This window comes from Kosakonia sp. 1610 (genome assembly GCF_050435845.1).
In the GTDB taxonomy this organism is placed as follows: domain Bacteria; phylum Pseudomonadota; class Gammaproteobacteria; order Enterobacterales; family Enterobacteriaceae; genus Kosakonia; species Kosakonia cowanii.
The window spans coordinates 394,980-420,818 of record NZ_JBNDKZ010000003.1 but is presented as its reverse complement, the minus strand read 5'-3'; the positions used below and the strand labels follow the sequence as shown (position 1 = coordinate 420,818).

Annotated in this window: 24 protein-coding genes; 3 read left to right on the top strand and 21 right to left on the bottom strand. The window is 56.9% G+C overall.

Annotated elements, in window-relative coordinates; genetic code table 11:
- Positions 1-19 precede the first annotated feature (19 nt).
- The 3 genes from coaE to yacG are packed head-to-tail and all read left to right on the top strand — an operon-like array spanning position 20 to position 1,587.
- Positions 20-640: a dephospho-CoA kinase gene (coaE, locus tag ABIC80_RS12645; RefSeq protein ID WP_312277791.1), complete on the top strand. Its 621-nt coding sequence runs from the start codon at positions 20-22 to the stop codon at positions 638-640.
- A complete protein-coding gene (gene zapD, locus ABIC80_RS12640; RefSeq protein ID WP_312277792.1) occupies positions 640-1,383 on the top strand; it encodes a cell division protein ZapD in 744 nt (247 codons plus the stop codon). The genes coaE and zapD overlap by 1 nt, the downstream gene beginning before the upstream one ends.
- Before the next feature lie 9 nt (positions 1,384-1,392).
- Positions 1,393-1,587, top strand: a complete 195-nt coding sequence (gene yacG / locus ABIC80_RS12635) for a DNA gyrase inhibitor YacG (protein ID WP_076768890.1) — start codon at positions 1,393-1,395, stop codon at positions 1,585-1,587.
- Positions 1,588-1,612: 25 nt separating this feature from the next.
- Here yacG and mutT read toward each other — a convergent pair whose 3' ends face one another.
- The 21 genes from mutT to ilvN all read right to left on the bottom strand — a co-directional run bounded on the left by mutT (position 1,613) and on the right by ilvN (position 25,838).
- Positions 1,613-2,014, bottom strand: coding sequence for an 8-oxo-dGTP diphosphatase MutT (gene mutT, locus ABIC80_RS12630; protein WP_054802802.1), 402 nt, complete (start codon positions 2,012-2,014; stop codon positions 1,613-1,615).
- Between the two features lie 59 nt (positions 2,015-2,073).
- Positions 2,074-4,779 carry a preprotein translocase subunit SecA gene (gene secA, locus ABIC80_RS12625; protein WP_094422787.1) on the bottom strand — a complete coding sequence of 902 codons (2,706 nt, stop codon included), beginning with the start codon at positions 4,777-4,779 and terminating at the stop codon, positions 2,074-2,076.
- Positions 4,780-4,836: 57 nt separating this feature from the next.
- Complete coding sequence (secM, locus tag ABIC80_RS12620; RefSeq protein ID WP_206616703.1) at positions 4,837-5,340, bottom strand: secA translation cis-regulator SecM; 504 nt, start codon at positions 5,338-5,340, stop codon at positions 4,837-4,839.
- 281 nt (positions 5,341-5,621) lie between these two features.
- Complete coding sequence (lpxC, locus tag ABIC80_RS12615) at positions 5,622-6,539, bottom strand: UDP-3-O-acyl-N-acetylglucosamine deacetylase (RefSeq protein ID WP_023480366.1); 918 nt, start codon at positions 6,537-6,539, stop codon at positions 5,622-5,624.
- A gap of 100 nt (positions 6,540-6,639) precedes the next feature.
- Entirely contained in the window at positions 6,640-7,788 is a 1,149-nt protein-coding gene (gene ftsZ / locus ABIC80_RS12610; protein ID WP_007373153.1) for a cell division protein FtsZ, read from the bottom strand.
- Positions 7,789-7,902: 114 nt separating this feature from the next.
- Positions 7,903-9,159: a cell division protein FtsA gene (gene ftsA, locus ABIC80_RS12605; protein WP_023480191.1), complete on the bottom strand. Its 1,257-nt coding sequence runs from the start codon at positions 9,157-9,159 to the stop codon at positions 7,903-7,905.
- On the bottom strand, positions 9,156-10,007 hold the full coding sequence (gene ftsQ, locus ABIC80_RS12600; RefSeq protein WP_042718391.1) for a cell division protein FtsQ: 852 nt from the start codon (positions 10,005-10,007) through the stop codon (positions 9,156-9,158). The genes ftsA and ftsQ overlap by 4 nt, the downstream gene beginning before the upstream one ends.
- Before the next feature lies 1 nt (position 10,008).
- Positions 10,009-10,929 (bottom strand): D-alanine--D-alanine ligase, encoded by a 921-nt coding sequence (locus tag ABIC80_RS12595; RefSeq protein WP_429177380.1) that lies wholly within the window; start codon positions 10,927-10,929, stop codon positions 10,009-10,011.
- Complete coding sequence (murC, locus tag ABIC80_RS12590; RefSeq protein ID WP_094419358.1) at positions 10,922-12,394, bottom strand: UDP-N-acetylmuramate--L-alanine ligase; 1,473 nt, start codon at positions 12,392-12,394, stop codon at positions 10,922-10,924. The genes ABIC80_RS12595 and murC overlap by 8 nt, the downstream gene beginning before the upstream one ends.
- A gap of 60 nt (positions 12,395-12,454) precedes the next feature.
- Positions 12,455-13,522, bottom strand: coding sequence for an undecaprenyldiphospho-muramoylpentapeptide beta-N-acetylglucosaminyltransferase (gene murG, locus ABIC80_RS12585; protein WP_429177378.1), 1,068 nt, complete (start codon positions 13,520-13,522; stop codon positions 12,455-12,457).
- Positions 13,522-14,763, bottom strand: coding sequence for a cell division protein FtsW (gene ftsW, locus ABIC80_RS12580; protein WP_054802800.1), 1,242 nt, complete (start codon positions 14,761-14,763; stop codon positions 13,522-13,524). The genes murG and ftsW overlap by 1 nt, the downstream gene beginning before the upstream one ends.
- Positions 14,763-16,079, bottom strand: a complete 1,317-nt coding sequence (gene murD, locus ABIC80_RS12575) for a UDP-N-acetylmuramoyl-L-alanine--D-glutamate ligase (protein WP_312605072.1) — start codon at positions 16,077-16,079, stop codon at positions 14,763-14,765. Before murD ends, ftsW begins: the two co-directional genes overlap by 1 nt.
- 2 nt (positions 16,080-16,081) lie before the next feature.
- Positions 16,082-17,164: a phospho-N-acetylmuramoyl-pentapeptide-transferase gene (mraY, locus tag ABIC80_RS12570; protein WP_023480302.1), complete on the bottom strand. Its 1,083-nt coding sequence runs from the start codon at positions 17,162-17,164 to the stop codon at positions 16,082-16,084.
- A complete protein-coding gene (murF, locus tag ABIC80_RS12565; protein ID WP_429177376.1) occupies positions 17,158-18,516 on the bottom strand; it encodes a UDP-N-acetylmuramoyl-tripeptide--D-alanyl-D-alanine ligase in 1,359 nt (452 codons plus the stop codon). Before murF ends, mraY begins: the two co-directional genes overlap by 7 nt.
- Entirely contained in the window at positions 18,513-20,000 is a 1,488-nt protein-coding gene (murE, locus tag ABIC80_RS12560; protein ID WP_429177374.1) for a UDP-N-acetylmuramoyl-L-alanyl-D-glutamate--2,6-diaminopimelate ligase, read from the bottom strand. The genes murF and murE overlap by 4 nt, the downstream gene beginning before the upstream one ends.
- Positions 19,987-21,753, bottom strand: coding sequence for a peptidoglycan glycosyltransferase FtsI (locus ABIC80_RS12555; RefSeq protein WP_023480405.1), 1,767 nt, complete (start codon positions 21,751-21,753; stop codon positions 19,987-19,989). The genes murE and ABIC80_RS12555 overlap by 14 nt, the downstream gene beginning before the upstream one ends.
- A gap of 25 nt (positions 21,754-21,778) precedes the next feature.
- Complete coding sequence (ftsL, locus tag ABIC80_RS12550; protein WP_023480380.1) at positions 21,779-22,144, bottom strand: cell division protein FtsL; 366 nt, start codon at positions 22,142-22,144, stop codon at positions 21,779-21,781.
- Complete coding sequence (rsmH, locus tag ABIC80_RS12545) at positions 22,141-23,082, bottom strand: 16S rRNA (cytosine(1402)-N(4))-methyltransferase RsmH (RefSeq protein ID WP_023480357.1); 942 nt, start codon at positions 23,080-23,082, stop codon at positions 22,141-22,143. The genes ftsL and rsmH overlap by 4 nt, the downstream gene beginning before the upstream one ends.
- A 2-nt stretch (positions 23,083-23,084) precedes the next feature.
- On the bottom strand, positions 23,085-23,543 hold the full coding sequence (gene mraZ / locus ABIC80_RS12540; protein ID WP_023480198.1) for a division/cell wall cluster transcriptional repressor MraZ: 459 nt from the start codon (positions 23,541-23,543) through the stop codon (positions 23,085-23,087).
- Between the two features lie 621 nt (positions 23,544-24,164).
- Complete coding sequence (gene cra, locus ABIC80_RS12535) at positions 24,165-25,169, bottom strand: catabolite repressor/activator (RefSeq protein WP_042718373.1); 1,005 nt, start codon at positions 25,167-25,169, stop codon at positions 24,165-24,167.
- 177 nt (positions 25,170-25,346) lie between these two features.
- Complete coding sequence (gene ilvN / locus ABIC80_RS12530; protein ID WP_007373137.1) at positions 25,347-25,838, bottom strand: acetolactate synthase small subunit; 492 nt, start codon at positions 25,836-25,838, stop codon at positions 25,347-25,349.
- Position 25,839 lies beyond the last annotated feature (1 nt).

The following is a 25,839-nucleotide window of genomic DNA, read 5'->3' as shown; positions in this document are numbered from 1 at the left end:
CCTTACAGGATTGAGTGTTATGAAGTATAAGGTCGCGTTAACGGGCGGTATTGGCAGCGGTAAAAGTACCGTGGCGGACGCGTTCGCCGAACAGGGTGTTAACGTTATCGATGCGGACGTGATTGCCCGCCAGGTCGTCGAACCGGGCACTCCTGCGCTACGCGCTATTGCCGAAAAGTTCGGCGATGAAATGATCCTCGCGGACGGTTCACTCAACCGTCGCTTACTGCGCGAACATATTTTTGCCTCTGACGTGGATAAGCGCTGGCTCAACGGCTTGCTGCACCCGCTTATCCAGCAAGAGACCGAGCGTCAGATGGCCCGGGCGACATCACCTTATGTGCTGTGGGTCGTTCCGCTGCTGGTGGAGAACCAGCTTTACCACAAAGCCGATCGGGTATTAGTCATTGACGTTCCGGTTGAGACGCAAATTTTACGCACCATGCGCCGTGACGGCGTGACCCGCGAACATGCTGAACAGATCCTCGCCGCGCAGGCTACGCGCGATGCGCGGCTTGCCGTCGCGGATGATGTCATTGACAATAATGGCGCACCAGATGCAATCGCATCGGATGTTGCCCGCCTGCATGCGCACTATCTCGCTCTCGCCGCGCAGGCCGTATCACAGGAAAAACCGTAATGCACACCCACATCCTTTTTGAACATCCGCTGAATGAAAAGATGCGCACCTGGCTGCGCGTCGAGTTCTTACTGCAACAACTCTCCGTCCATCTGCCCGTCAGCGATCATGCAGGCGCGCTGCACTTCTTCCGTAACGTGGGCGATCTGCTGGATGTGTTCGAGCGCGGTGACACCCGTACTGAATTGTTGAAAGAGCTGGAGCGCCAGCAACGTAAACTGCAAGCCTGGAGCGAAGTGCCGGGCGTCGATCCGAGACGTATTGAAGAGATCCGCCAACAGCTGAAAGGGAGCGGTGCCGTGCTGATGAATGCACCGCGTATTGGCCAGGTGTTACGCGAAGATCGGCTGATTGCGCTGGTGCGCCAGCGCCTAAGCATTCCCGGCGGCTGCTGTAGCTTCGATCTGCCGACGCTGCATATGTGGTTACACTTACCGCAGGAGCAGCGCGATGCGCAGGTCAATTACTGGCTGGAGAGCCTTGAACCGCTGCGCGCTACCCTGACATTAATCCTCGATCTGATCCGCAATGCCGCCCCGTATCGTCGCCAGACCAGCCTGAACGGTTTCTACCAGGATAACGGTGATGATGCCGATCTGCTGCGTCTGCAACTGCCGCTTGACGCGCGGCTTTACCCGCAAATCTCCGGCCATAAAAGCCGCTTTGCCATTCGTTTTATGCCCCTCGATAGCGAACACGGCACGGTGCCGGAGCGGCTCGATTTTGAATTAGCCTGCTGTTAAGGAACCCTGATGACTGATAAGACAATTGTGAATTGCCCGACCTGCGGCAAACCTGTGGTGTGGGGCGAAGCCAGCCCGTATCGCCCTTTTTGCTGCAAACGCTGCCAGTTGATTGACCTTGGCGAATGGGCTGCGGAAGAGAAACGTATCCCCAGCGCAGGCGATCTCTCTGACAGCGATGAGTGGAGCGAAGAGCAACAGTAATCCCGGGCTGCCCGCTGGCTGAAGGTCAGCGGGCCTGGCTCAGCGCAATCAGTTTTGTAATGACCGGTTCGTTAGCGGGGGGAAAATCTTCCGCTTTCAGCGCACTCTGCGCAATCCACTCGCCCGGCTGCCCCTCTTTACCCCACGGCTCGCCCTGCCATTTGTCCACCAGCCAGAACCAGAGCGTGATATGGCGGTCGGGGAATTCATACTCCAGCTTATCGAACAGTGTGGCGCTTTGCGTGGTGATGCCCACTTCTTCCTGAAGTTCACGGATCATCGCCTGCTCCGGCGTTTCACCCGCTTCGATTTTGCCGCCGGGGAATTCGCGCATGTTTGCCATATGCGCATCGGCCGCGCGCCGGGTAATAAAGATTTCGCCCTGCGGATTACGAATAATACCGACGGCGATGTTGAGTATTTTCATGCTGATGACTCCATAAAAAAGGCGCAGATCTCTGCGCCTTTTCATCAGTTAGTTAGCCGTTATGCGAGACGGCCATGGCACTGTTTATATTTCTTACCAGAACCGCACGGGCAAGGATCGTTCCGGCCAACTTTGCGCTCGCCGGATTGATCGGCAAGTGCAGCGGCGGCAGCGGCTTCATCGTCCTGATGGCTTAGCTGCTGCATCTGTGCCAGACGCTCTGCCTCTTCGCGGCGCTGCTGCTCCATCGCTTCAACTTCTTCCGGCATGCGCACCTGCACCTTGCTCAGGGTGCTGATCACTTCATACTTCAGTGACTCCAGCATCGCGGCGAACATGGCGAAGGATTCACGCTTGTACTCCTGCTTCGGATCTTTTTGCGCGTAGCCGCGCAGATGGATCCCCTGGCGCAGATAATCCATCGCCGCCAGGTGCTCTTTCCACAAGGAGTCGAGGGTTTGCAGCATGACGCCTTTTTCGAAGTGACGCATCATCTCCGCGCCAACCACTTCCTCTTTACGCTGATAGGTCTCTACAGCGCTCTGCAGAATACGCTCACGCAGCGTCTCTTCATGCAGGTTCGGCTCTTTATCGAGCCACTCCGCAATCGGCAGTTCGAGGTCGAAATCATTTTTCAGACGCTCCTGCAGGCCAGGAATATCCCACATCTCTTCCAGAGACTGCGGCGGAATGTGCCCGTCGATGGTCGCTTTGAAGACATCTTCACGAATGCTGTTGATGGTTTCGCTTACGTCCGTCACATCCAGCAGCTCGTTACGCTGGGTGTAGATTGCGCGACGCTGATCGTTCGCCACATCATCATATTCCAGCAGCTGTTTACGGATATCGAAGTTGCGGCTTTCCACTTTACGCTGCGCGTTGGCAATCGCTTTTGTCACCCACGGGTGCTCAATCGCTTCGCCCGGCTTCATGCCAAGCTTACGCATCATGCCGGAGACGCGATCGGAGGCGAAAATACGCATCAGCGCATCTTCCATCGAGAGGTAGAAACGGGAAGAACCCGCATCGCCCTGACGACCGGAACGACCGCGCAGCTGGTTATCGATACGGCGCGATTCGTGGCGCTCGGTACCGATGATGTGCAGACCACCTGATGCCAGCACCGCGTCATGGCGTTTCTGCCACTCGGCTTTCAGCTCTGCAACCTGCTCAGGGGTCGGATCGACAAGCTCGGCCAGCTCAGACTGCCAGCTGCCGCCCAGCACGATATCGGTACCACGGCCCGCCATGTTGGTGGCGATAGTGACAGCGCCCGGATAACCGGCCTGCGCCACGATATCTGCTTCTTTAGCGTGGAACTTGGCGTTCAGAACGTTATGTTTAATGCCCGCTTTGGTTAACTCATTCGATACCACTTCTGATTTTTCAATCGAGATGGTACCGACCAGCACCGGCTGACCGTTGGCGGTACGCTCTTTGATATCTTCGATGATCGCCTGGATTTTTTCCGCTTCGGTCATATAGACCAGATCCGCCATATCTTTACGGATCATCGGGCGGTTAGTCGGTACAACCACGGTATCGAGCTTGTAGATGGAGCTAAATTCGAACGCTTCGGTATCTGCGGTACCGGTCATACCGGCCAGTTTTTCATACAGACGGAAGTAGTTCTGGAAGGTGATGGAGGCCAGGGTCTGGTTTTCGTTCTGGATCTCAACGCCCTCTTTGGCTTCAACGGCCTGGTGCAGGCCATCGGACCAGCGGCGGCCCTGCATCGTACGACCGGTGTGCTCATCAACGATGATTACTTCACCCTCTTTCACGATGTAATCAACATCGCGGGTAAAGAGCACATGGGCACGCAGCGCGGCGGTAACGTGATGCATCAGCATGATGTTGGTCGGGGAGTAAAGCGACTCGCCCTCCTCCATGATGCCCTCTTTCACCAGCAGCTCTTCAATCAGCACCAGACCGCGCTCGGTCAGGGTAACCTGACGCGCTTTTTCGTCGACAGAGAAGTGGCCTTCGCCCTGGAAAGTGTCAGAATCCTCTTTCTCCTGGCGCACCAGGTGAGGAATGATTTTGTTCACTTTTTTGTAGAGATCGGAGCTATCTTCCGCCGGACCGGAGATGATAAGCGGCGTACGCGCTTCATCGATCAGGATGGAGTCCACCTCATCCACCAGCGCATAGTGCAGCTTACGCTGAACGCGCTCTTCCGGGCTGAACGCCATATTATCGCGCAGGTAGTCGAAGCCATATTCGTTGTTGGTGCCGTAGGTGATATCGGCGGCGTAAGCTTCGCGTTTTGCGACAGACGGCATGCCCGGCAGGTTGATGCCGACGGTCAGGCCGAGGAATTCGAACAGCGGACGGTTGTTTTCGGCGTCACGCTGCGCCAGATAGTCGTTGACGGTAACCACGTGTACGCCTTTGCCGCTCAACGCGTTGAGGTAGGCCGGCAGGGTTGCGGTCAGGGTTTTACCTTCACCGGTGCGCATCTCGGCGATACAGCGATCGTTAAGCACCATGCCGCCAAGCAGCTGCACATCAAAGTGGCGCATGCCGAAGACGCGTTTACTGGCTTCACGTACCACCGCAAAGGCTTCCGGCAGCAGGGAATCAACGCTTTCGCCCTTCTCAAGACGCGCGCGGAACTCTACCGTCTTCCCTTTCAGCTCATCATCGCTGAGCTTCTCAAGGGCCGGTTCCATGGCATTAATCTGGTTGACGGTTTTACGCATACGGCGCAGCGTACGATCGTTGCGGCTACCGAATACTTTTGTTAACAAATTTAGCATGATAAAAATCTCTGATACTCCGCTCAGCGAAGCGAAAAAAATGGATGAATAGGGCTTTTTTTAGCTGAGGGAGTATGGCCCGGCGCGGATACCCTGCGCCTGGCTAATCCAGTTCGAGACACTGAACGTCGCGAAAGGGGTAAAAGAGAGGCGAGCTGCAAGGCGTACAATCGCCGGCGGCTTGCTTTCAACGTTAAGCAGCGCGCTTAGCGTATCAAGAAGGGCAAGATGGTGTGCCTGAATCGGCAAAGGCTCTTCCGTTGCGGCGGCCAGCGTTTGCGGCGCCATGGCGAACGAAAGATGACGAATAACGGTGCGGATGGCGTGCTGATGCCAGTAATCGACGGTGAAGTTCGGGCGGCGTTTCGCTTCCAGCAGCGCGAGGCTGGTAAAATTCGCCGTGGTTGCCGAAGCGTGATTGCGCGTCGTTTCGCGCGTGGCGTGGGTTTCGGTATTACTGGCAAGCGCGGGCAAGCCAAAACTCGCCGCGACCATCCCTAATAAGAGATGCGGCCAGAAATAGCGTCTGCCAAATTGTCGCCAACGCGTCAGTATTCCGCTCACTTGCTCCACCGAAAAAGACGCGTCCATGATGTTGCGTCTATGAAAGTCGATTGCGCCCAAATCTTATCACTAATGCCGCCGCCACACAGCAGGAAACAGGCCTGACGCGCGTGAAAACTGGCGAGGAAAGCAGCAATCAAACGCAGGATCGCGGCGTTGAAAAGATTTTCGGAAAGATTAGTCGTAAAGAGAGGATTTTGCGGCGCGCAAAAAGAAAAACGACTGGTTCCCCTGACCGGAGAGAGTGCCAGGTTAACCAGTCGATTTTTTAGGTTATGGCGTTATGCCAGAACCATTGAAGGTGCTTTGAATGCCAGCGGCAGTTCAGCTTCGTCTTCGAAGGTCACATATTCCCAGGCTTCCTGTTTTGCCAGGACAGCCTGCAGAAGTTTGTTGTTCAGCGCATGACCGGATTTATAAGCGGTAAACGCACCGATAATGTTGTGACCACACATAAAGAGGTCGCCGATTGCATCGAGCATTTTGTGGCGCACGAATTCATCTTCGAAACGCAGGCCGTCTTCGTTCAGTACGCGATAATCGTCAACTACGATGGCACAATCGAAGCTTCCGCCCAGGCACAGGCCGCGGGACTGAAGGTATTCGATATCACGCATGAAACCGAAGGTACGCGCACGGCTAATCTGGCGCATAAATGCATCGGCAGAGAAGTTCATCGCGTAGCGTTGCGTGCTGGCATCAATCGCCGGGTGGTTGAAGTCGATGGTGAAATCGAGCGTAAAACCGTTATGCGGTTTGAACTCGGCCCACTTATCGCCATCTTCAACGCGCACCGTCTCTTTGATGCGAACGAATTTCTTGGCGCTGTTCAGCTCCTCGACCCCTGCATCAAGCAACAGGTATACGAACGGTGCTGCACTGCCATCCATAATTGGAATTTCCGGTGCATCGACTTCGACAATAATGTTGTCGATACCCAGCCCCGCCAGAGCCGCATTTAAGTGCTCGACGGTGGAAATCCGCACGTCATGCTCGTTGACCAGACAAGTACAGAGCATAGTATCACGCACAGATTTAGCATCAGCCGGAAAGTCTACCGGTGGATTTAAGTCAGTGCGACGATAGATGACCCCGGTATTTGCCGGCGCAGGGCGCAACGTCAGTGTGACTTTCTTGCCGGTATGTAAACCGACACCAGTCGCCTGAACGATACGTTTAAGAGTCCTTTGTTTGATCATCGTATAATCTCGCCTTATTACCAATCCAACCAAATTGTATAACACAATGGGTGGGCCAGTTTAGCACAAAGAGCGAACATGCCCAACTTCCAGCAAATTCTTAGTCCGCCTGCTTACGCAAAAACGCCGGAATATCCAGATAATCGGGCTCTTTTGTGGTCTGCGGCGTATTGTCGTTAACCACTTTCGCCGGCTTCTGCTCTTGCTGCATCGGCTGCATGCCGTGCTGCTGGTAGCGATCCATTACCGGCTGCTGCGCCTGCTTGTTGGTTACCAGAGTGATCTCAGGACGCTTGTCCATACCGATACCGGTGGCAACAACGGTCACGCGCAGTTCGTCGTTCATATCCGGGTCAAGAGAGGTACCGATAACCACCGTCGCGTTGTCAGAAGCGAACGCACGAATGGTGTTACCAACGGTCTCGAACTCATCCAGACGCAGGTCGAAGCCCGCGGTGATGTTAACCAGCACACCACGCGCGCCAGAGAGGTCGATATCTTCCAGCAGCGGGCTGGAGATCGCCATTTCTGCCGCTTCTTCCGCACGATCTTCACCGCTTGCTACACCAGAGCCCATCATCGCGTAGCCCATTTCGGACATCACGGTGCGCACGTCGGCGAAGTCAACGTTCATCAGACCCGGACGGGTAATCAACTCGGCGATACCCTGCACCGCGCCTTTCAGCACGTCGTTTGCCGCGCCGAACGCGTCAAGCAGAGAGATACCGCGACCCAGCACTTTCAGCAGCTTGTCGTTCGGGATAGTGATCAGGGAATCGACATGTTTTGAGAGCTCGGTAATACCCTGCTCTGCAAAGGCCATGCGCTTCTTGCCTTCAAAGTTGAACGGTTTAGTCACCACCGCAACGGTCAGAATGCCTAAGTCTTTAGCAACTTCAGCTACCACAGGCGCTGCACCGGTACCGGTACCGCCACCCATGCCCGCTGCGATAAAGACCATGTCAGCGCCTTCCAGCGCAGCGCGCAGCGCTTCACGATCTTCTTCAGCCGCATTACGACCGACTTCAGGGTTAGCCCCTGCGCCCAGACCTTTGGTGATACCGCCACCGATCTGAATGGTCTGCCCTACCGCCGTCTTACGCAACGCCTGGGCGTCGGTATTCACCGCGAAGAACTCAACCCCTTCGATGCGCTCGCGCACCATATGCTCTACGGCATTACCGCCGCCGCCACCGACGCCGATGACTTTAATCACCGCGTCGTTGGTTAATTCCATTGGTTCAAACATAATCTCTCTCCGTCTTTACGCCTCATTCACCGGGCAGCCCGTGGGCCGCTTATCAGGATTGGCGTATGTGCCTGTCGCCTGAAACCGCTAATTTTCTACGGTCTCTGAAAAAAATTAAAACTCTTTTCGCAGCCAGCTGTTGATTCGTTTGAACCACGAACCGACTGACGTCCGCTTTTCCACTTCCGCTTCACCACTTAAATGGGTCTCTTTCCCGTAGTGCAGCAACCCAACCGCCGTAGAGTAATACGGCTCCTGGGCGTAATCAGTTAAGCCAGTAATATTGAGCGGTGCACCAATACGCACCTGCGTATGGAACACACGTTGCGCGCAGGCCGCCAGACCTTCAATCTGCGCCGCGCCGCCGGTTAATACAATCCCCGCCGCAAGATGATGTTTCACGCCCTGCTGGCGAAGCTGCTCCTGCAACTGCAATATCTCGTCGTTGACCAGGTTGAGCAGCTCGGTATAGCGCGGCTCAATCACATCTGCCAGCGTCTGGCGCTGCAGGCTGCGCGGCGGTCGACCGCCTACGCTTGGTACTTCAACGCTCTCATCTTTACCGACCAGCGATCCCAGCGCGCAACCGTGGCGAACTTTAATCGCTTCCGCATCGCTCGGCGGTGTGCCGAAGGCGTAGGCGATATCGCTGGTTACCACATTCCCCGCGTAAGGGATCACTTTGGTGTGGCGCAGCGCGCCGCCGGTATAAACGGCCATGTCCATTGTACCACCGCCGATGTCAACGACGCAGACGCCCAGTTCGCGTTCATCTTCCGTCAACACCGAATAGCTGGAGGCCAGCCCGGCAAAGATAAGTTGGTCAACTTTCAAACCACATCGTTCAACGGCTTTAACGATGTTTTTCGCCATATCGTTATGGCAAGTAATCAGGTGTACTTTCGCCTGCATACGCACGCCGGAAAGGCCTACCGGGTTTTTAATGCCCTCCTGGTAGTCAATGGCGTACTCCTGCGGAATCACGTGCAGCACGCGGTGTTCATCGCGTACGCGGACTGATTTCGCGGTATGCACCACGTTTTCCACATCTTCCAGCGTCACTTCTTCTTCTGAAATCGGCACCATACCAATTTCGTTCTGGCAACTAATGTGTTTCCCCGAGAGCGCAAGGTAGACCGAGGAGATCTGGCAATCGGCCATCAGTTCGGCCTGATCGATGGCGCGCTGTACGCACTTCACCACCGACTCCAGATCGTTCACTCCGCCTTTGTCCATCCCACGGGATGGGCAACTGCCTACGCCAATGATATTAACAATACCGTCGGGCAGAACTTCCCCTACTAAAGCGGCGACCTTCGCGGTGCCAATCTCCAGTCCAACTACCAGTTTTCTGTCCGTCGCCTTGATCATTGTTGCTCTGCCTGTGCCTGATTCTGTTGTGCCTGATTTTGCTGCTGATCCGCTTGTTCCTGTACAGGGGCAGGCTTCCAGCCTACCGCCGCGCCTGAGTCATAGCGCAAATCCACGTAGCTTATCTCTTTGCCATCCGTCTGGGCCTGCTGCTGCAGCACCGGGTAGAGTTCAACAAAGCGCGCCAGACGTTTCATCGTATCGCCACGGCCCAGGTTGAGCTTGATATCATTGCTCAACGTCACCTGCCAGGAGCGCCGCGCGGTCATCGCCGCTTCTTTCAGCGTGAACTTATCCTTTGCCAGCACCTGTCCCATATCGCGGTAACCCTGCAGCACTTCATTTTCGCTGCCTTCCGGGCCATACAGCATCGGCAATATCTGCTTGCTGGTGCGTTCCGCCGGTACGCTAAAGGCGTTGCCGTCCGCATCAACCATATGCTGGTCATTCCACCGCGCTATGGGCACATATTCAACCAGATGAATCTTCAATTCGTCCGGCCACTGCTTTCTTACGCTCGCCTGCTTAATCCACGGCAGGCGCTCAATCTGGCTCTGAATGATATTGACGTCCTGGGACATAAAGGTCCCGGGTGCGCCAAGCGCCAGAATGGACTGGCGAATATCATCATTGCGCGTGTAGTGACGATCGCCGGTTAACACCAGCTTCGACAGCGGTAACCGCTGCGCGTCATCCATCCAGCCGAGCACAATCCAGCCACTCACCAACACGGTGCACAGTACCGTCAACAGGAACACAATGCCGGCAAGGCGCGTTCCATTGTTGCGGCGGGAGGTCGTTACCGCCTCCGCTTCGCGATTTCGCGTGTTCAGCGCAGCCTGAGACATATCACTCCGCCAGCTCCAGAATACGAACAACAAGCTGGGTAAAGCTCAGCCCCGCCTGACGCGCCGCCATCGGCACCAGGCTATGGCTGGTCATACCCGGCGAGGTATTCGCTTCCAGCAAATAAAATTGACCATCACTGTCGAGCATCGCATCGATTCGTCCCCAGCCGCGGCAGCCTAAAACCTGCCACGCTTTGGCGATCAGCGCCTGTAAAGCCGCTTCCCGCTCTGCTTCCAGACCTGATGGACAGAAATACTGCGTCTCATCAGAGAGATACTTCGCCTCATAATCATAGAAGATTCCCGCCGGTTGAATGCGAATCGACGGTAAAATTTCATTTCCAAGCAACGCGACGGTAAATTCCGGGCCACTGAGCCATTTTTCGATCAGAACTTCATCATCGTGTTGAAAAGCAAGCGCTAAAGCCGCCTGCAGATCGCTACTTTCGTTGACCTTTGACATCCCGACGCTGGAGCCTTCACGGCTTGGCTTAACGATCAGGGGCAATCCCAACGCTTCAATACTTTGAATATCAGACACTTGCAGGCCTGATTCAAACTCGCTGCGCGTCAGCGCAACCCATGGCGCAACCGGTAAACCCGCGCCCTGCCACAGCAGTTTGCTGCGCAGTTTATCCATTGAAATCGCAGAGGCCATCACGCCGCTGCCGGTGTAGGGAACGCCGGTCAATTCCAGCAGACCCTGCAACGTGCCATCTTCACCGCCGCGACCGTGCAGCGCGATAAACGCTTTACTGAAGCCCATCTCTTTCAGGCGGGTTACATCAACCTCGCGCGGATCGATGGCATGGGCGTCAACACCACCTTCACGCAGCCCGGCAAGCACAGCCGCGCCTGAATTAAGCGACACATCGCGCTCGGCGGAGGTACCACCCAGCAGAACGGCAACTTTCTCAGCCACGCTGCACCTCCTCGCTTTGCGGAACCAGTTTGCACTGCGCGAGGCTGCGGGCGATCTTGCCGATATTACCTGCGCCCTGAATCAGGATCAGATCGTTACCGGTCAGCACCGGAGCCAGCATCGCTGCCACCTGATCCGGATCGGAGACCAGGATCGGGTCGATCTTGCCGCGACCGCGGATCGTGCGGCACAGCGAACGGCTGTCAGCACCCGGGATCGCCGTTTCACCCGCGGCGTAAACTTCCAGCATCAGCAGCTTATCCACCTGCGTCAGCACGTTGGCGAAATCGTCATAGAGATCGCGGGTACGCGTATAGCGGTGCGGCTGGAAAATCATCACCAGATTTTTATCCGGCCAGCCGGCGCGCGCGGCTTTGATCGTGGCGTCCACTTCCGTTGGATGGTGGCCGTAATCATCAACCAGCATCGCACTGCCGCTGTTGCCATTCACCGCTTCCAACGGGAACTCGCCGAGGAAATCAAAGCGGCGGCCGGTGCCCTGGAAGCTCTCCAGCGCGCGCAGAATCGCTTCGTCATCAATCCCCTCTTCCGTCGCCACGGCCACCGCCGCTGCGGCATTAAGCGCATTGTGGCGACCCGGCGCATTGAGCGTCACGCGCAGCGCCGGTTTATCCTGGCGTACCAGCGTAAAGTGGCCCTGCGGCCCCTGCTGGCGGTACTCTTCAATGCGCACATCGGCGTCATCGCTAAATCCATAGGTGGTAATTTGACGACCAACGCGCGGCAACAGCTCGCGAATCACCGGGTCATCAACACACATCACCGCACGGCCATAAAACGGCAGGTTGTGCAGGAAGTTGATAAAGGTCGTTTTCAAATTCTCGAAGTCGCCCTGGTACGTATCCATATGGTCGGCTTCGATATTGGTCACAATCGCCACCATCGGTTGCAGGTGCAGGAAGGAGGCATCGCTCTCATCCGCTTCGGCAATCAGATAACGGCTATGACCGAGGCGCGCATGCACCCCGGCCGCTTTTACCAGCCCGCCGTTAACGAAGGTCGGATCCAGGCCCGCTTCTGCGTAGATACTGGAGACCATGGCGGTGGTGGTCGTTTTTCCGTGCGTCCCGGCGATAGCGATGCCGTGACGAAAACGCATTAATTCAGCCAGCATCTCCGCGCGGCGGATCACCGGGATACGTGCTTCCTGTGCGGCAACAATCTCTGGGTTATCGGCAGAGATGGCGCTGGAGACCACTACAACGCTCGCATCGAGCACATTTTCCGGGCGATGGTTGAAGTAGATGGTGGCACCAAGGGACGTCAGCTGCTGCGTCACCGGGTTTGGCGCTAAATCAGAACCGCTAATCTGGTAGCCTTCGTTGGCCAGCACTTCGGCAATACCGCCCATGCCAGCACCGCCGATGCCAACGAAGTGAATGTGCCGGACGCGACGCATCTCGGGCACGATTAAACGCAGTTTCGCAAGTTCTTGTGTATTCATTTTCTAAACGCCATCAACTTCTAAAAAAATTGGCGCGACGCAAACAGGCGTCGCCACGATTTAACCTTGAGCCGCAAGGCTCACTTCATGCGCCACCCGCTCGGTGGCGTCGGGGATGGCTGCCGCGCGCGCGCGTTCCGCCATCTCTCTTAATGCTTCACGATCCCAGCCCGCAAGCGTTGCTGCCACGGCATCAACGGTAAACTGCGGCTGTTCGAGGATCTTCGCCGCGCCCACTTTCTCCAGCGGCAGGGCATTCCAGTACTGCTGTCTGTCTTTGTGCTGGAACGGCACAAACAGCGCTGGCAGACCGGCAGCGGCGATTTCGCTTACCGTCAGCGCGCCGGAGCGGCAAACGACCACATCCGCCCACGCATAGGCTTTAGCCATATCGTCAATAAATTCAGTAACTTTATGCTGCGCCTGACCCGCAGTGGCATATGCCTGCTCGACATCCTGCTGCGCGCCTTTCCCACTCTGATGCCAGATGGTGATCGCCGCGCCCAGTTTAGCCGCCACCTGCGGCATGGTCTGGTTCAGCACGCGCGCGCCCTGCGAGCCACCAACTACCAGCACGCGAATGGGTCCTTCGCGGCCCGGCAGGCGCATCTGCGGCAGGGGCAGCGCCAGCACATCGACGCGCACCGGGTTCCCCACCACTTCCGCTTTCGGAAATGCGCCGGGAAACGCCTGCATCACTTTGGTGGCGATCTTCGCCAGCCACTTGTTGGTCAAACCGGCAACACCATTCTGCTCATGCAGGACAACCGGAATACCGAGCGACCAGGCGGCAAGACCGCCAGGGCCGGAAACATACCCGCCCATGCCCAGCACCACGTCCGGCTTGAAGCGCTTCATAATGTCGCGCGCCTGACGCCAGGCATTAAAGATACGCACCGGCGCGAGCAGCAGCGCTTTCAGCCCTTTGCCGCGCAGGCCGGAGATGCGGATGAAGTCGATATCAATGCCATGTTTCGGCACCAGGTCAGCCTCCATACGATCGGCGGTTCCGAGCCAGCGTACTTGCCAGCCCTGATCCATCAAATGGTGCGCCACGGCGAGACCGGGGAAAACATGCCCGCCGGTTCCGCCTGCCATCACCATTAACCGCTTAGGTTGACCACTCATCACACACCTCGTGTAAACGCCTGAGCTTTCTTCAGACGCGTTTCATAATCTATCCGTAGCAACAGCGTAATCGCCGTCGACATAATTAATAAACTGGAGCCGCCGTAACTGATCAGCGGCAGGGTTAAGCCTTTGGTCGGCAGCATACCGGCTGCCGCACCGACGTTAACCAGCGCCTGGAAGCTAAACCAGATACCAATGGAGCAGGCAAGGAAACCGGAGAAGCGGTGGTCAATCTCCAGCGCTTTTCTGCCAATGGACATGGCGCGGAAAGCGACGAAGAATACCATTAAAAGTGCGGCTACCACACCGATATAACCGAGTTCTTCGCCGATGATGGAGAAGATAAAGTCGGTATGCGCTTCCGGCAGATACTCCAGCTTCTGCACCGAGTTGCCGAGCCCCTGCCCCCACAGCTCGCCGCGGCCAAACGCCATCAGCGACTGGGTTAACTGATATCCGCTGCCAAACGGATCTTCCCACGGGTTCCAGAAGGAGGTTACGCGGCGAATACGATAGGGTTCGGCGAGGATCAGCAGCACCACTGCCGAGATACCCATGCCGATAATGGCGATGAACTGCCACAGCTTCGCACCCGCGAGGAACAGCATCGCCAGCGTAGTAATAAACAGCACCACCACCGTACCGAGGTCAGGCTGCGCCAGCAGCAGGACCGCCAGCACGAGGATCACGCCCATCGGTTTTAAGAAGCCGCGCAGGTTATTACGCACCTCGTCCACTTTGCGCACCAGGTAGTTCGCCAGGTAGCAGAAGAGCGACAGCTTGGTGAACTCCGCCGGCTGGAAGCGCATGATGCCAAGGTCAATCCAGCGCGATGCACCGTTGATCGAACTCCCCACCACCAGCACCACTAACAGCATAATGATCGCCGCAATCAGCATTACCGAGCTGTACTTCTGCCAGAACTCCATCGGCAGACGCAGCGTGATCATCGCCATACAGAACGACAGGAACAGATAGAGCCCGTGACGTTTAGCGAAGAAGAAGGGATCGTCCGTCAAACGCTGACCGACCGGCATTGACGCCGAGGTCACCATAATGAAGCCGATCGCCGCCAGGCCGAGCGTCAACCACAGCAGCGTGCGGTCGTACATCACCAGGCTGTCGGTATCTTTCTGTCGCGAGCCCATGACCCAGCCTTTCAATGCCGCAAACAGCCACGCCAGGATCCCATAACCTGGCAGACGCGGCATTCTCGGGCGGGGAAGCGTTAAACGCATTAGCCTAACTCCTGCGCCAGACGGGTGAACTGGTCGCCCCGTTGTTCGAAATTCTTAAACTGATCGAGGCTGGCACAGGCCGGCGACAACAGCACCATATCGCCTGGCTGCACGCGCGCGGCAATTAAGCGCATCGCCTGATCCATAGTTTCTGTCTGTTCAGCCACATCCGGGCGCAGCGCAGCCAGCTCAGCGCCATCGCGCCCGAAGCAGTAAAGACGAATACGATCGCCACCGAGATAGCGCTTCAGCGGCGTGAAGTCCGCCGATTTGCCGTCGCCGCCCAGCAGCAGATGCAGCGTCCCTTCCACCTGCAAACCATTAAGCGCCGCTTCGGTACTACCGACGTTGGTCGCTTTCGAGTCGTTGATCCAGCGCACGCCGTTATGCTCAAACGCCAGCTGGAAGCGGTGCGCCAGCCCGCCAAAGGTGGTCAGCGCCTTCAGGCTGCTGGCGCGCGGTAAACCTGCCGCATCCGCCAGTGCCAGCGCCGCCAGCGCGTTGGTGTAGTTATGCTGGCCGCTCAGTTTCATCTCTTTGACGTTCAGCACCTTCTCACCTTTTACCCGCAGCCAGATTTCGCCCTGCTGGCGGTTGAGGTGATAGTCACCAACGTCAACGCCAAAGCTGACGCAGCGCTCATCGGCACCGCGAACCGGCATGGTCAGAGCGTCATCGGCATTGACCACGCACACTTTGGCGTTTTCATAGATACGCAGTTTGGCGGCGCGGTACTGCTGCAGGCCAAACGGATAGCGATCCATATGATCTTCAGTAACGTTGAGAATGGTTGCCGCCACGGCGTGCAGGCTGGAGGTGGTTTCCAGCTGGAAGCTGGAGAGCTCCAGCACATACAGCTCGCGCGCCTCGTCCAGCAGCATTAGCGCTGGCAGGCCGATATTGCCGCCGACGCCAACATTTTTACCGGCCGCTTCCGCCATCTCACCGATCAGTTTGGTGACGGTGCTTTTGCCGTTCGAGCCGGTAATGGCGATGATCGGTGCCTGCGCTTCACGGCAGAAAAGCTCGATATCGCCGACAATCTCGACACCCGCGTCCGCAGCGGCACTCAGCGACGGATGCGCCAGCGCCATACCGGGGCTGGCGACAATCAGATCGGCGCTCTGCAACCAGTTATCGTTAAGACTACCAAGATGGCGCTCGACCGTTTCCGGCAGCTTATCCAGCCCCGGCGGCGACGTACGGGTATCCATCACCTTAGGCGTGACGCCGCGCGCGAGGAAAAAGTCCACGCAGGAAAGGCCCGTCAGGCCTAAACCGATAATGACGACTTTTTTACCCTGGTAATCTGCCATGATTAACGTACCTTCAGCGTTGCCAGGCCAATCAGCACCAGCATCAGCGAAATAATCCAGAAGCGCACAATCACGCGCGGCTCCGGCCAGCCCTTCAATTCATAGTGGTGGTGAATCGGCGCCATACGGAAAATGCGCTGGCCGCGCAGTTTGAACGAGCCAACCTGCAAAATCACCGACAGCGTTTCCACCACAAAGACGCCGCCCATAATCACCAGCAGGAACTCCTGGCGCAGCAGCACGGCGATAATGCCGAGCGCGCCGCCGAGCGCCAGCGATCCAACATCGCCCATAAAGACCTGCGCCGGATAGGTGTTAAACCACAGGAAACCGAGCCCGGCACCGACAATCGCCGTACAGACGATCACCAGCTCACCCGCGTGACGCAGATAAGGAATGTGCAGATAATTGGCGAAGTTCATGTTACCGGTCGCCCACGCCACCAGCGCGAAACCGCCTGCGACAAAGACGGTCGGCATAATCGCCAGGCCATCGAGGCCATCCGTCAGGTTGACGGCGTTACCGGTGCCGACAATCACAAAGTAAGCGAGCAGCACATAGAACAGACCGAGCTGCGGCATTACATCTTTAAAGAACGGCACCACCAGTTCGGTGGCGGGGGTATCTTTTCCGGCAAGGTAGAGCGCAAACGCGACGCCCAGCGCAATCACTGACATCCAGAAGTACTTCCAGCGGGCGATAAGCCCCTTGGTATCTTTGCGCACCACTTTGCGGTAATCATCGACAAAGCCGATGATGCCGTAGCCCACCAGCACCACCAGTACGCACCAGACGTAGGGGTTGGAGGGGTAAGCCCACAGCAGCACGGAGACAACAATTGCGGTCAGGATCATAATCCCGCCCATTGTCGGCGTACCGCGTTTACTGAAGTGCGATTCCGGGCCGTCGTTACGCACGACCTGGCCAAAAGAGAGTTTCTGCAAGCGGGCGATCATGCGCGGCCCCATCCACAATGAGATGAAGAGCGCGGTCAGCAGGCTGACGATGGCGCGAAACGTCAGATAGGAAAAGACGTTAAAGCCGGAATAATATTTGACCAAATGCTCGGCCAGCCAAACTAACATGTCCCGTTCTCCTGTAAGTCGCGTACCACCTCTTCCATGGCGGAGCTACGTGAACCTTTCACTAAAATGGTAATCATTGGGTGCTCGGCAATCAGCGCTGTTAAACGCGCCGTGGCCGCAGCTTTATCGTTGAAATGCTCGCCAACGCCGCTGGCGTCGCTGAGCGCTTTACTTAATGTGCCGACGCTCAGCACCTTGTCGATACCGACGGCTTTCGCCGCTTCGCCGACCTGAACGTGGCAGGCTTCGCTCTCATCGCCCAGCTCCGCCATATCGCCCACCACCATCACGCGGTAGCCAGGCATCTCTGCCAGCACGTGCGCTGCGGCGGTCATCGACCCGACGTTAGCGTTATAGGTATCGTCCAGCAGCAGCTGGTTTTCACCAAGACGCACCGGGAAGAGACGGCCCGGCACCGCTTTCAGCTTCGCCAGGCCCTGTTTCACCGCATCCAAGGATGCGCCCACCGCCATCGCCAGCGCGGTTGCTGCCAGCGCGTTAGCAATGTTGTGACGCCCCGGCAGGGGTAAAGTCACCTCGGCATTGCCGGTCGGCGTTTGCAGCGTGAACTCGGTGCCGTGCGAGGTGATATGCACATTGGTGGCGGTAAAATCGCTGTTCGCCGCGTTGGGCGAGAAGCGCCACACTTTGAGATCGCCGATAATGCTCTGCCAGTTCAGCCAGTCATTGTTATCGGCATTGAGAATGGCGATGCCGTTGGCCGGCAGGCCGGTGTAGATTTCACCTTTCGCCTTCGCCACGCCCGCCAGCGATCCGAACCCTTCCAGATGCGCAGCGGCCAGGTTGTTAACCAGCGCCGCTTCCGGGCGGGTCAGGCTGACGGTCCAGGCGATTTCACCCTGGTGGTTAGCACCCAGCTCAATCACCGCGTACTGATGCTCTTTGGTGAGACGCAGCAGGGTCATCGGCACGCCGATGTCATTGTTCAGGTTACCCGCGGTGTAGAGCGTATTGCCGCACTCGCCCAGAATGGCGGCGGTCATCTCTTTCACCGAGGTTTTACCGGAGGAGCCGGTCAGCGCAACGACGCGCGTCGGCACCTGCTGACGCACCCATGCCGCCAGTTCGCCAAAGGCCTGGCGGGTATCACTCACCACCAGCTGCGGCAGATCGGTATCCAGTTTGCGGCTCACCAGCAGCGCGCCCGCGCCGCCCGCTTTGGCTTGCTCGGCAAAATCGTGGGCGTCGAAACGTTCGCCTTTCAGCGCCACAAACAGGCAGCCCGGCGTCAGTTTACGGGTATCGCTGGTCACGGCGTCAATTGTGACGTCCTGACCTAAAAGTTCACCGTGCAGCGTGCCGGCAAGCTGGCTGAGCGTTACGCTAATCATGCTACTACCCCCAGCAGACGCGCGGCGGTGACACGGTCTGAGTAATCGAGACGGTGGGTGCCGACAATCTGATAATCTTCATGGCCTTTACCTGCCAGCAGCACCACATCATTCTCTTTGGCCTGCATAATGGCGTTGGTCACCGCTTCGGCGCGGCCCTCCACCACATGCGCGCGTCCGGCGTCGAGCATACCGGCGAGAATGTCATTAATGATGGCGCGCGGCTCTTCGGTGCGCGGGTTGTCATCGGTGACGACCGGCACATCGGCAAACTCTTCGGCAATCGCGCCCATCAGCGGACGTTTGCCCTTGTCACGATCGCCGCCGCAGCCAAAGACGCACCACAGTTTTCCTGTGCAGTGCAGGCGCGCGGCCTGCAGCGCTTTTTCCAGCGCGTCCGGCGTGTGGGCATAATCCACCACCACCGTCGGTTTGCCCGGCGCGCTGAACACTTCCATCCGGCCGCAAACGGGTTGCAGGCGGGGAGCGGTTTTCAGCAGATCGCTGAGGGGATAGCCAAGCGCCAGCAGGGTTGCCAGCGCCAGCAGCAGGTTGCTGACGTTAAACGCGCCCATCAGGCGGCTTTCGATTTTCCCTTCGCCCCAGCTGGAGTCAAAGCGAATGGTCGCCCCGCTATCGTGGTAATCGACGCTCAGAGTTTTCAGCCAGCGCCCGTGGCAATCCGGGTTGATATGGCCTTCCATCGACACGGCAACCGCATCCGGCAGGTTTGCCAGCCAGCGGCGGCCCACTTCGTCATCGGCGTTGATGATCGCCTGACCATAGTGGTGCGAGGAGAAGAGCAGCCATTTGGCGGCTTCGTAATGGGTCATATCACCGTGATAATCGAGGTGATCGCGGCTTAAATTGGTGAACACCGAGGCGGCGAATTTCAGCGCCGCCACGCGATGCTGAACTAAACCATGGGAGGAGACCTCCATCGCGGCAAGGGTAGCGCCCTGCTCCGCAAGACCGGCAATCACATGCTGAACATCGACCGCTGAACCGGTGGTGTTTTCCGTCGGCACCACTTTACCAAGCAGGCCGTTGCCGACCGTGCCCATCACCGCACTGGTTTCGCCGAGCAGTTGGCTCCACTGCGCTAACAGCTGCGTGGTGGTGGTTTTACCGTTGGTACCGGTGACGCCAATCAGGCGCAACTGGTCTGACGGCTCGCCGTAGAAACGGCCCGCCAGCGCAGAGAGGCGCTCATTCAACTGGCTTAAGTAAACCACCGGCACGCCGTGCATTTCACGAATTTCACCGTCATTTGCCTCGTCTTTCGCCTCAGCAATAATGGCAGCAACACCTTGCGCAATCGCCTGCGGGATATAACGACGCCCGTCCGCCTGATGACCGACCACCGCCACGAAGAGATCGCCCGACGCAGCCACACGGCTGTCGAGTGTCATCTCTCGTAGTGCTCGCGCAGGTAGCATCGGTACCCACGGAGCGAGAAGGTCGCGCAAATTACGATCTGCCACCTGATCCCTCGCCTTGATTAATTACAAACTCACTTTTTTCGCCCGTGGTCAGCGCATCCGGCTCGATGTTCATGGTGCGCAGTACGCCGCCCATGATGGCACCGAAGACCGGCGCAGAGACCGCGCCACCGTAGTATTTGCCCGCTTGCGGATCGTTAATGACCACCACCAGCGCAAAGCGCGGCCGGCTGGCAGGCGCGACGCCCGCAGTGTATGCAATGTATTTGTTGATGTAGCGCCCATCCGGCCCGACTTTTTTCGCGGTACCGGTTTTGATCGCGATGCGATAGCCCTTGATGGCCGCTTTTACCCCGCCGCCGCCCGGCAGCGCCACGCTCTCCATCATGTGCACCACGGTGCGGACAATGGATTCGTTGAAGACGCGCTCACCCGGTACGGGCGGATCGACTTTGGTAATCGACAGCGGGCGATAGATGCCGTAGCTGCCAATGGTTGCGTAGACTCGCGCTAACTGTAACGGCGTTACCATTAGCCCGTAGCCGAAAGAGAAGGTGGCCCTCTCTATGTCAGACCACCGTTGTTTTTGAGGAAATAAGCCACTGCGTTCCCCGACCATCCCCAAATTGGTCGTTTTTCCCAGTCCAAAACGTGAGTAAGTATCTACTAACGCTGAGGAGGGCATCGCTAACGCCAGCTTGGATACGCCAACGTTACTCGACTTCTGCAGCACCCCGGTAAGGGTCAATTCGCTATAGCGCGCCACGTCTTTGATTTCGTGACCGTTAATTCGGTAAGGCACGGTGTTAAGCACCGTATTGGGGTTAACCACGCCGCGTTGCAGCGCGGTCATTACCACCATAGGTTTCACCGTCGAACCGGGTTCGAAAACGTCGGTGATAGCGCGGTTACGCATCGCGTCTTTGGCGGTGCCGGAGAAGTTGTTCGGGTTATAGGAGGGGCTGTTGGCCATCGCCAGCACTTCGCCAGTGTTAACATCCACCAGCACGGCGCTGCCGGACTCGGCTTTGTTAAATGCCACCGCGTTGTTCAGCTCGCGGTAAACCAGCGCCTGCAGACGTTCGTCAATGCTCAGCGCGAGGTTGTGCGCCGCCTGGCTGTCGGTCGAGGAGATATCCTCAATCACGCGGCCATAGCGATCTTTACGCACGATGCGCTCGCCCGGCTGGCCGGTAAGCCACTTATCAAAGCTTTTTTCGACCCCTTCAATCCCCTGGCTGTCGACGTTAGTAAAGCCGATCAGGTGAGCGGTCACTTCCCCGGACGGGTAGTAGCGGCGCGACTCTTCGCGCAGATGAATGCCGGGAAGCTTGAGTTTTTTGATGTAGTCCCCCAGATCCGGATTGACCTGGCGGGCAAGATAGATAAAGCGCATCTTCGGGTTGGCGTTAATGCGCGAGGCGAGCTGGTCGAGCGGCATATTGAGCGCATCGGAGAGCGCTTTCCAGCGGTTATCCAGCGTTACGCCGCCTGCGTCATGCAGCTCTTTCGGGTCAGCCCAGATCGCTTTTACCGGCACGCTGACCGCCAGCGGACGTCCGGAGCGGTCGGTGATCATCCCGCGCGAGGTCGCCACCTCCTGCACGCGCAGCGAGCGCATATCGCCCTGGCGCACCAGCATATCGGGGTTGATGATTTGCAGATACGCGACGCGACCAATCAGGAAGCCGAGCGCCAATAAAATACAGCCGCAAAGCAACGCAAAACGCCAACTTATAAAGTTGGCCTGCTCTTCCTGGCGTTTCGCTTTCACCATCTTCGCCGCGGCTTTCATGCGCTGGGTTGTTCCTTTTTCATCGCTATTTCTGCACCACAATATTTTCCTGTGAAGGATCGACGTGCTGCATCTGCAGCTTCTCGGTAGCAATCCGTTCGACCCGGCTATGATCGCCGAGGGCGTTCTCTTCAAGAATCAGGTTGCGCCATTCGATATCCAGCGCGTCGCGCTCAATCACCAGTTGTTCACGCTGTGCGGTTAACAAACGGGTATGGTGCGCGGTGGTGACGACCGTGATGGCCGTCATGATGATGCAAATGAACAGGCAGAGTGGCAGTTTCCCGAACCGCAAAAGATCGTCGCCGATCACGCCAGGCAAGGCATGGCGCTCGCTGCTTCCTAACGATCCCTTAACTTTGCTGAGGGTCTCTGTCACTCTGCCGATCATGCGTTCGTCCTCTCTGCAATACGCAGAACTGAACTACGGGCACGTGGGTTTTCCGCCACTTCTTCTTCGCCCGGCATCATTTTTCCTAAGGCTCGCAGTTGACGGCCACCCAGCTTGCTGAGTTGCGCTTCGGTCATCGGCAGCCCGGCAGGAACCTGCGGCCCACGGCTTTGCTCACGCATAAAGCGTTTCACAATGCGGTCTTCCAGCGAGTGGAAGCTGATGACAGAAAGCCGGCCTCCCGGGGCCAGCACATCGAGCGAGTTTTTTAGCGCCTGCTCTATCTCCTCCAGTTCACTGTTCACCCAGATGCGCACCGCCTGGAAGGTACGGGTCGCGGGATGTTTAAACTTATCTTTTATCGGCGTCGCTGCTGCTACCACTTCCGCCAGCGCTTTGGTGCGGGTCATCGGATCGAGGCGGTTACGCTCGACGATGGCGCGGGCGATGCGTTTGGCAAAGCGCTCTTCGCCAAAGGTTTTCAGCACCCAGGCGATATCCGCTTCGTCTGCGGTTTGCAGCCACTGGGCGGCAGACTGGCCGCGCGTCGGATCCATACGCATATCCAGCGGGCCGTCTCGCATAAAGGAGAAGCCGCGTTCCGGATCGTCAAGCTGCGGTGAAGAGACGCCAAGATCGAGAAGAATGCCGTCGATCTTGCCAATAAGATCGCGCTCGCTGACATAATCAGCGAGCGCAGAAAAGGGTCCATGAATGATGGAGAAGCGCGGGTCATTAATGGTCTTCGCAACTTCAATTGCCTGCGGATCGCGATCGATTGCCAGCAAGCGGCCTTCCGCCCCCAGTTGGGAGAGGATCAGGCGCGAGTGTCCACCGCGACCAAAAGTGCCATCAATGTAAATGCCATCCGGACGAATATTCAGGCCGTTAACGGCCTCATCCAGCAGCACCGTTGTGTGTTTAAAATTTTCCATCATCATTAAAGAGACAAATCCTGCAACCGATCCGAAAGTCCTTCGGAACCGGATTGCTCAGCGTCAATATCTTCCCTGACCTGTTGATACCAGGTCGTTTCATCCCACAGCTCAAATTTATTGAACTGTCCGACCAGCATCACTTCTTTGGTTAGCCCGGCGTGCTGCCGTAAGACAGGCGCAATTAAGATGCGACCGGCGCTATCCATCTGGCACTCGCTGGCATGCCCCAGCAATAAACGTTGTACGCGCCGCTCAAGCGGGTTCATGCTCGACAGCCGCGACAGTTTTTGCTCGATAATTTCCCATTCGGGCAGAGGGTAAAGCAGCAGGCATGTGTGGCGAATATCAATGGTACAGACCATCTGGCCGGAGGCACTCTCCTGCAGCGAATCCCGATAACGGGTCGGAACGGATAACCGCCCTTTGCTGTCGAGATTGACTAACGTCGCGCCACGGAACATGTCCGGTTTACCCCCGCATGATCATTTCCACCACTTTATCCCACAAAACCCCACCGAGGGAGTTTACGGAGCGGAGGAAAAGCTTGTCAAGCCAGCGCAAAGGCCAACAAGAACAAAAGATCCCTTATTCGTAATGAATATCAGCGTCGGTGAAATAGTGCTCAGCTTACGAGGCAAATTAACGTCATGAATATTTGCAAGAAAAAAGGGGGGAATATAGGCCCTGGGGTTTCAGACCATTCCGTTTCTGTACGCGAAATATAAAGTGTCAGTTTGCGACGCGGGCGGCATTTTAAGGCATAACGGCGCGACTTAACAGCGCCAGATGCAGGAGCTGGCGCTAACTTAGCCCCGGTTTCGCTAAGGTGATGTTCCTCTCAACAAAAGTGGTTGTTAATTAATCGAATGCGATCAGGAGATGTAACAATTCAATACAGAAATCATCATCAGTAACTTCTTAACGGGCAGTGAGAAATCGGAAGTAAAGAAACTTAAAGAAATAATAAATCAGAGCATCTTCGTAAATTAAGGATTTATCTGAGGAGTTAAATAGCACTATTTCGATTAAGGCGAAATGTTGAAAAGGAAAAAGGCAGCGGGCGCTGCCTTAATTGCGTTTATTTATACCCGGCTTAATATGCCGCGTCGATAGAGATTACGTCGAATACGGCTTAACCCCGGCTTCGGCTTGCGCGGCTCATCAAGGCTTGCCAGCACGATCTCGAGCACCCGCTCGGCAACGTCACGGTGACGCTGCGCCACGGCCAGCACCGGACACTGCAGGAAATCGAGCAGTTCATGATCGCCAAAGGTGGCTATCGACAGATTGGAAGGCAGCTTGCCGTCGCGGCGCAGCGTCACATCCAGCACGCCCTGCAGCAGCGCGAAAGAGGTGATAAACATCGCTTCCGGCATCTCGTTCGTTTCCAGCCACTTTTCAAATAACTGGGCGGCGGCGTCGCGCTCATAGCCATTGGCGTAGAGATACTTCACCTCGCGGGGATCGTCTTTCCAGGCGGTGCGGAAACCCTGCTCGCGCAAGAAGCTCACCGAGAGCTCCGGCAGCGCGCCTAAATAGAGCACGCGCTCCGCCGGCATTTTACGCAGCTCCGCCGCCAGCATCTCTGAATCCTCCTGATCGGCCCCGACTACGCTGGTGAAGTGTTCACGATCCAGCGCGCGATCCAGCGCGACAATCGGGAAGGCGTCATTCGCCCAGCGCTGATAGAAGGGGTGCTCCGGCGGAAGCGAGGTCGAGACGATGATCGCATCCACCTGCCGTTGCAGCAGATGTTCGATGCAACGCATCTCGTTATCGGGCTGATCTTCAGAACAGGCGATCAGCAGCTGGTAGCCGCGCTGGCGCGCCTGACGCTCCAGATAATTAGCAATACGGGTATAGCTTGTGTTTTCCAGATCGGGAATGACCAGTCCAATCGATCGGGTGCGTCCTGCTCGTAACCCAGCTGCCACCGCATTCGGGTGGTAGTTATGCTCACGAACGACCGCCATAACTTTCTCTACGGTTTTATCGCTGACACGATACTGCTTCGCCTTTCCGTTAATGACGTAGCTTGCCGTGGTTCGTGAGACGCCGGCGAGCCGGGCGATTTCATCCAGTTTCACAATTGCCCCTTAAAATGATGCGCACCATAACCTTTTTAGGGATATAGGTTAATTTCCATAACATCTAAGCGCAGAAAGGTTACTGCGGCAACCGCTTTTCTCTCTGCTTCCGGCTGATTTCGCAAAAAAAAGCCCGGCATAATCAGCCGGGCTTAAAAATGTGGAACCTTGCTCGCATTAGCGCATGATTTTATCGCCGCGTGATAAACCGACCACGCCGGAGCGCGCTACTTCAACAATCTTCGCTACATCACGGATTGTGGCGAGGAACGCATCCAGCTTGTCGCTGGTGCCGGCGAGCTGAACCGTGTAAATCGACGGCGTGACGTCAATGATCTGCCCGCGGAAGATCTCCGCGTTGCGTTTAACCTCTTCACGGCCATAGCCGCTGGCCTGGATCTTCACCAGCATGATCTCACGCTCAACATAGGCCCCCTGCCCCAGCTCGTTTACGCGCAGCACGTCCACCAGTTTGTGCAGCTGCTTCTCGATCTGTTCAAGGACCTTTTGATCGCCCACGGTCTGGATGGTCATCCGCGACAGGGTGGGATCGTCCGTTGGCGCGACCGTCAGGCTCTCAATGTTGTAGCCGCGCTGTGAGAAGAGGCCAATGACGCGCGATAACGCGCCCGATTCGTTTTCCAGTAAGACAGACAATATCCGGCGCATA

Bases quoted from the DNA above. Each gene is read 5' to 3' on its own strand.
- coaE (WP_312277791.1), top strand. From the start codon at position 20: ATGAAGTATAAGGTCGCGTTAACGGGCGGTATTGGCAGCGGTAAAAGT.
- zapD (WP_312277792.1), top strand. From the start codon at position 640: ATGCACACCCACATCCTTTTTGAACATCCGCTGAATGAAAAGATGCGC.
- yacG (WP_076768890.1), top strand. From the start codon at position 1,393: ATGACTGATAAGACAATTGTGAATTGCCCGACCTGCGGCAAACCTGTG.
- mutT (WP_054802802.1), bottom strand. From the start codon at position 2,014: ATGAAAATACTCAACATCGCCGTCGGTATTATTCGTAATCCGCAGGGC.
- lpxC (WP_023480366.1), bottom strand. From the start codon at position 6,539: ATGATCAAACAAAGGACTCTTAAACGTATCGTTCAGGCGACTGGTGTC.
- ftsZ (WP_007373153.1), bottom strand. From the start codon at position 7,788: ATGTTTGAACCAATGGAATTAACCAACGACGCGGTGATTAAAGTCATC.
- ftsA (WP_023480191.1), bottom strand. From the start codon at position 9,159: ATGATCAAGGCGACGGACAGAAAACTGGTAGTTGGACTGGAGATTGGC.
- ftsQ (WP_042718391.1), bottom strand. From the start codon at position 10,007: ATGTCTCAGGCTGCGCTGAACACGCGAAATCGCGAAGCGGAGGCGGTA.
- murC (WP_094419358.1), bottom strand. From the start codon at position 12,394: ATGAATACACAAGAACTTGCGAAACTGCGTTTAATCGTGCCCGAGATG.
- murG (WP_429177378.1), bottom strand. From the start codon at position 13,522: ATGAGTGGTCAACCTAAGCGGTTAATGGTGATGGCAGGCGGAACCGGC.
- ftsW (WP_054802800.1), bottom strand. From the start codon at position 14,763: ATGCGTTTAACGCTTCCCCGCCCGAGAATGCCGCGTCTGCCAGGTTAT.
- murD (WP_312605072.1), bottom strand. From the start codon at position 16,079: ATGGCAGATTACCAGGGTAAAAAAGTCGTCATTATCGGTTTAGGCCTG.
- mraY (WP_023480302.1), bottom strand. From the start codon at position 17,164: ATGTTAGTTTGGCTGGCCGAGCATTTGGTCAAATATTATTCCGGCTTT.
- murF (WP_429177376.1), bottom strand. From the start codon at position 18,516: ATGATTAGCGTAACGCTCAGCCAGCTTGCCGGCACGCTGCACGGTGAA.
- ABIC80_RS12555 (WP_023480405.1), bottom strand. From the start codon at position 21,753: ATGAAAGCCGCGGCGAAGATGGTGAAAGCGAAACGCCAGGAAGAGCAG.
- ftsL (WP_023480380.1), bottom strand. From the start codon at position 22,144: ATGATCGGCAGAGTGACAGAGACCCTCAGCAAAGTTAAGGGATCGTTA.
- rsmH (WP_023480357.1), bottom strand. From the start codon at position 23,082: ATGATGGAAAATTTTAAACACACAACGGTGCTGCTGGATGAGGCCGTT.
- mraZ (WP_023480198.1), bottom strand. From the start codon at position 23,543: ATGTTCCGTGGCGCGACGTTAGTCAATCTCGACAGCAAAGGGCGGTTA.
- ilvN (WP_007373137.1), bottom strand. From the start codon at position 25,838: ATGCGCCGGATATTGTCTGTCTTACTGGAAAACGAATCGGGCGCGTTA.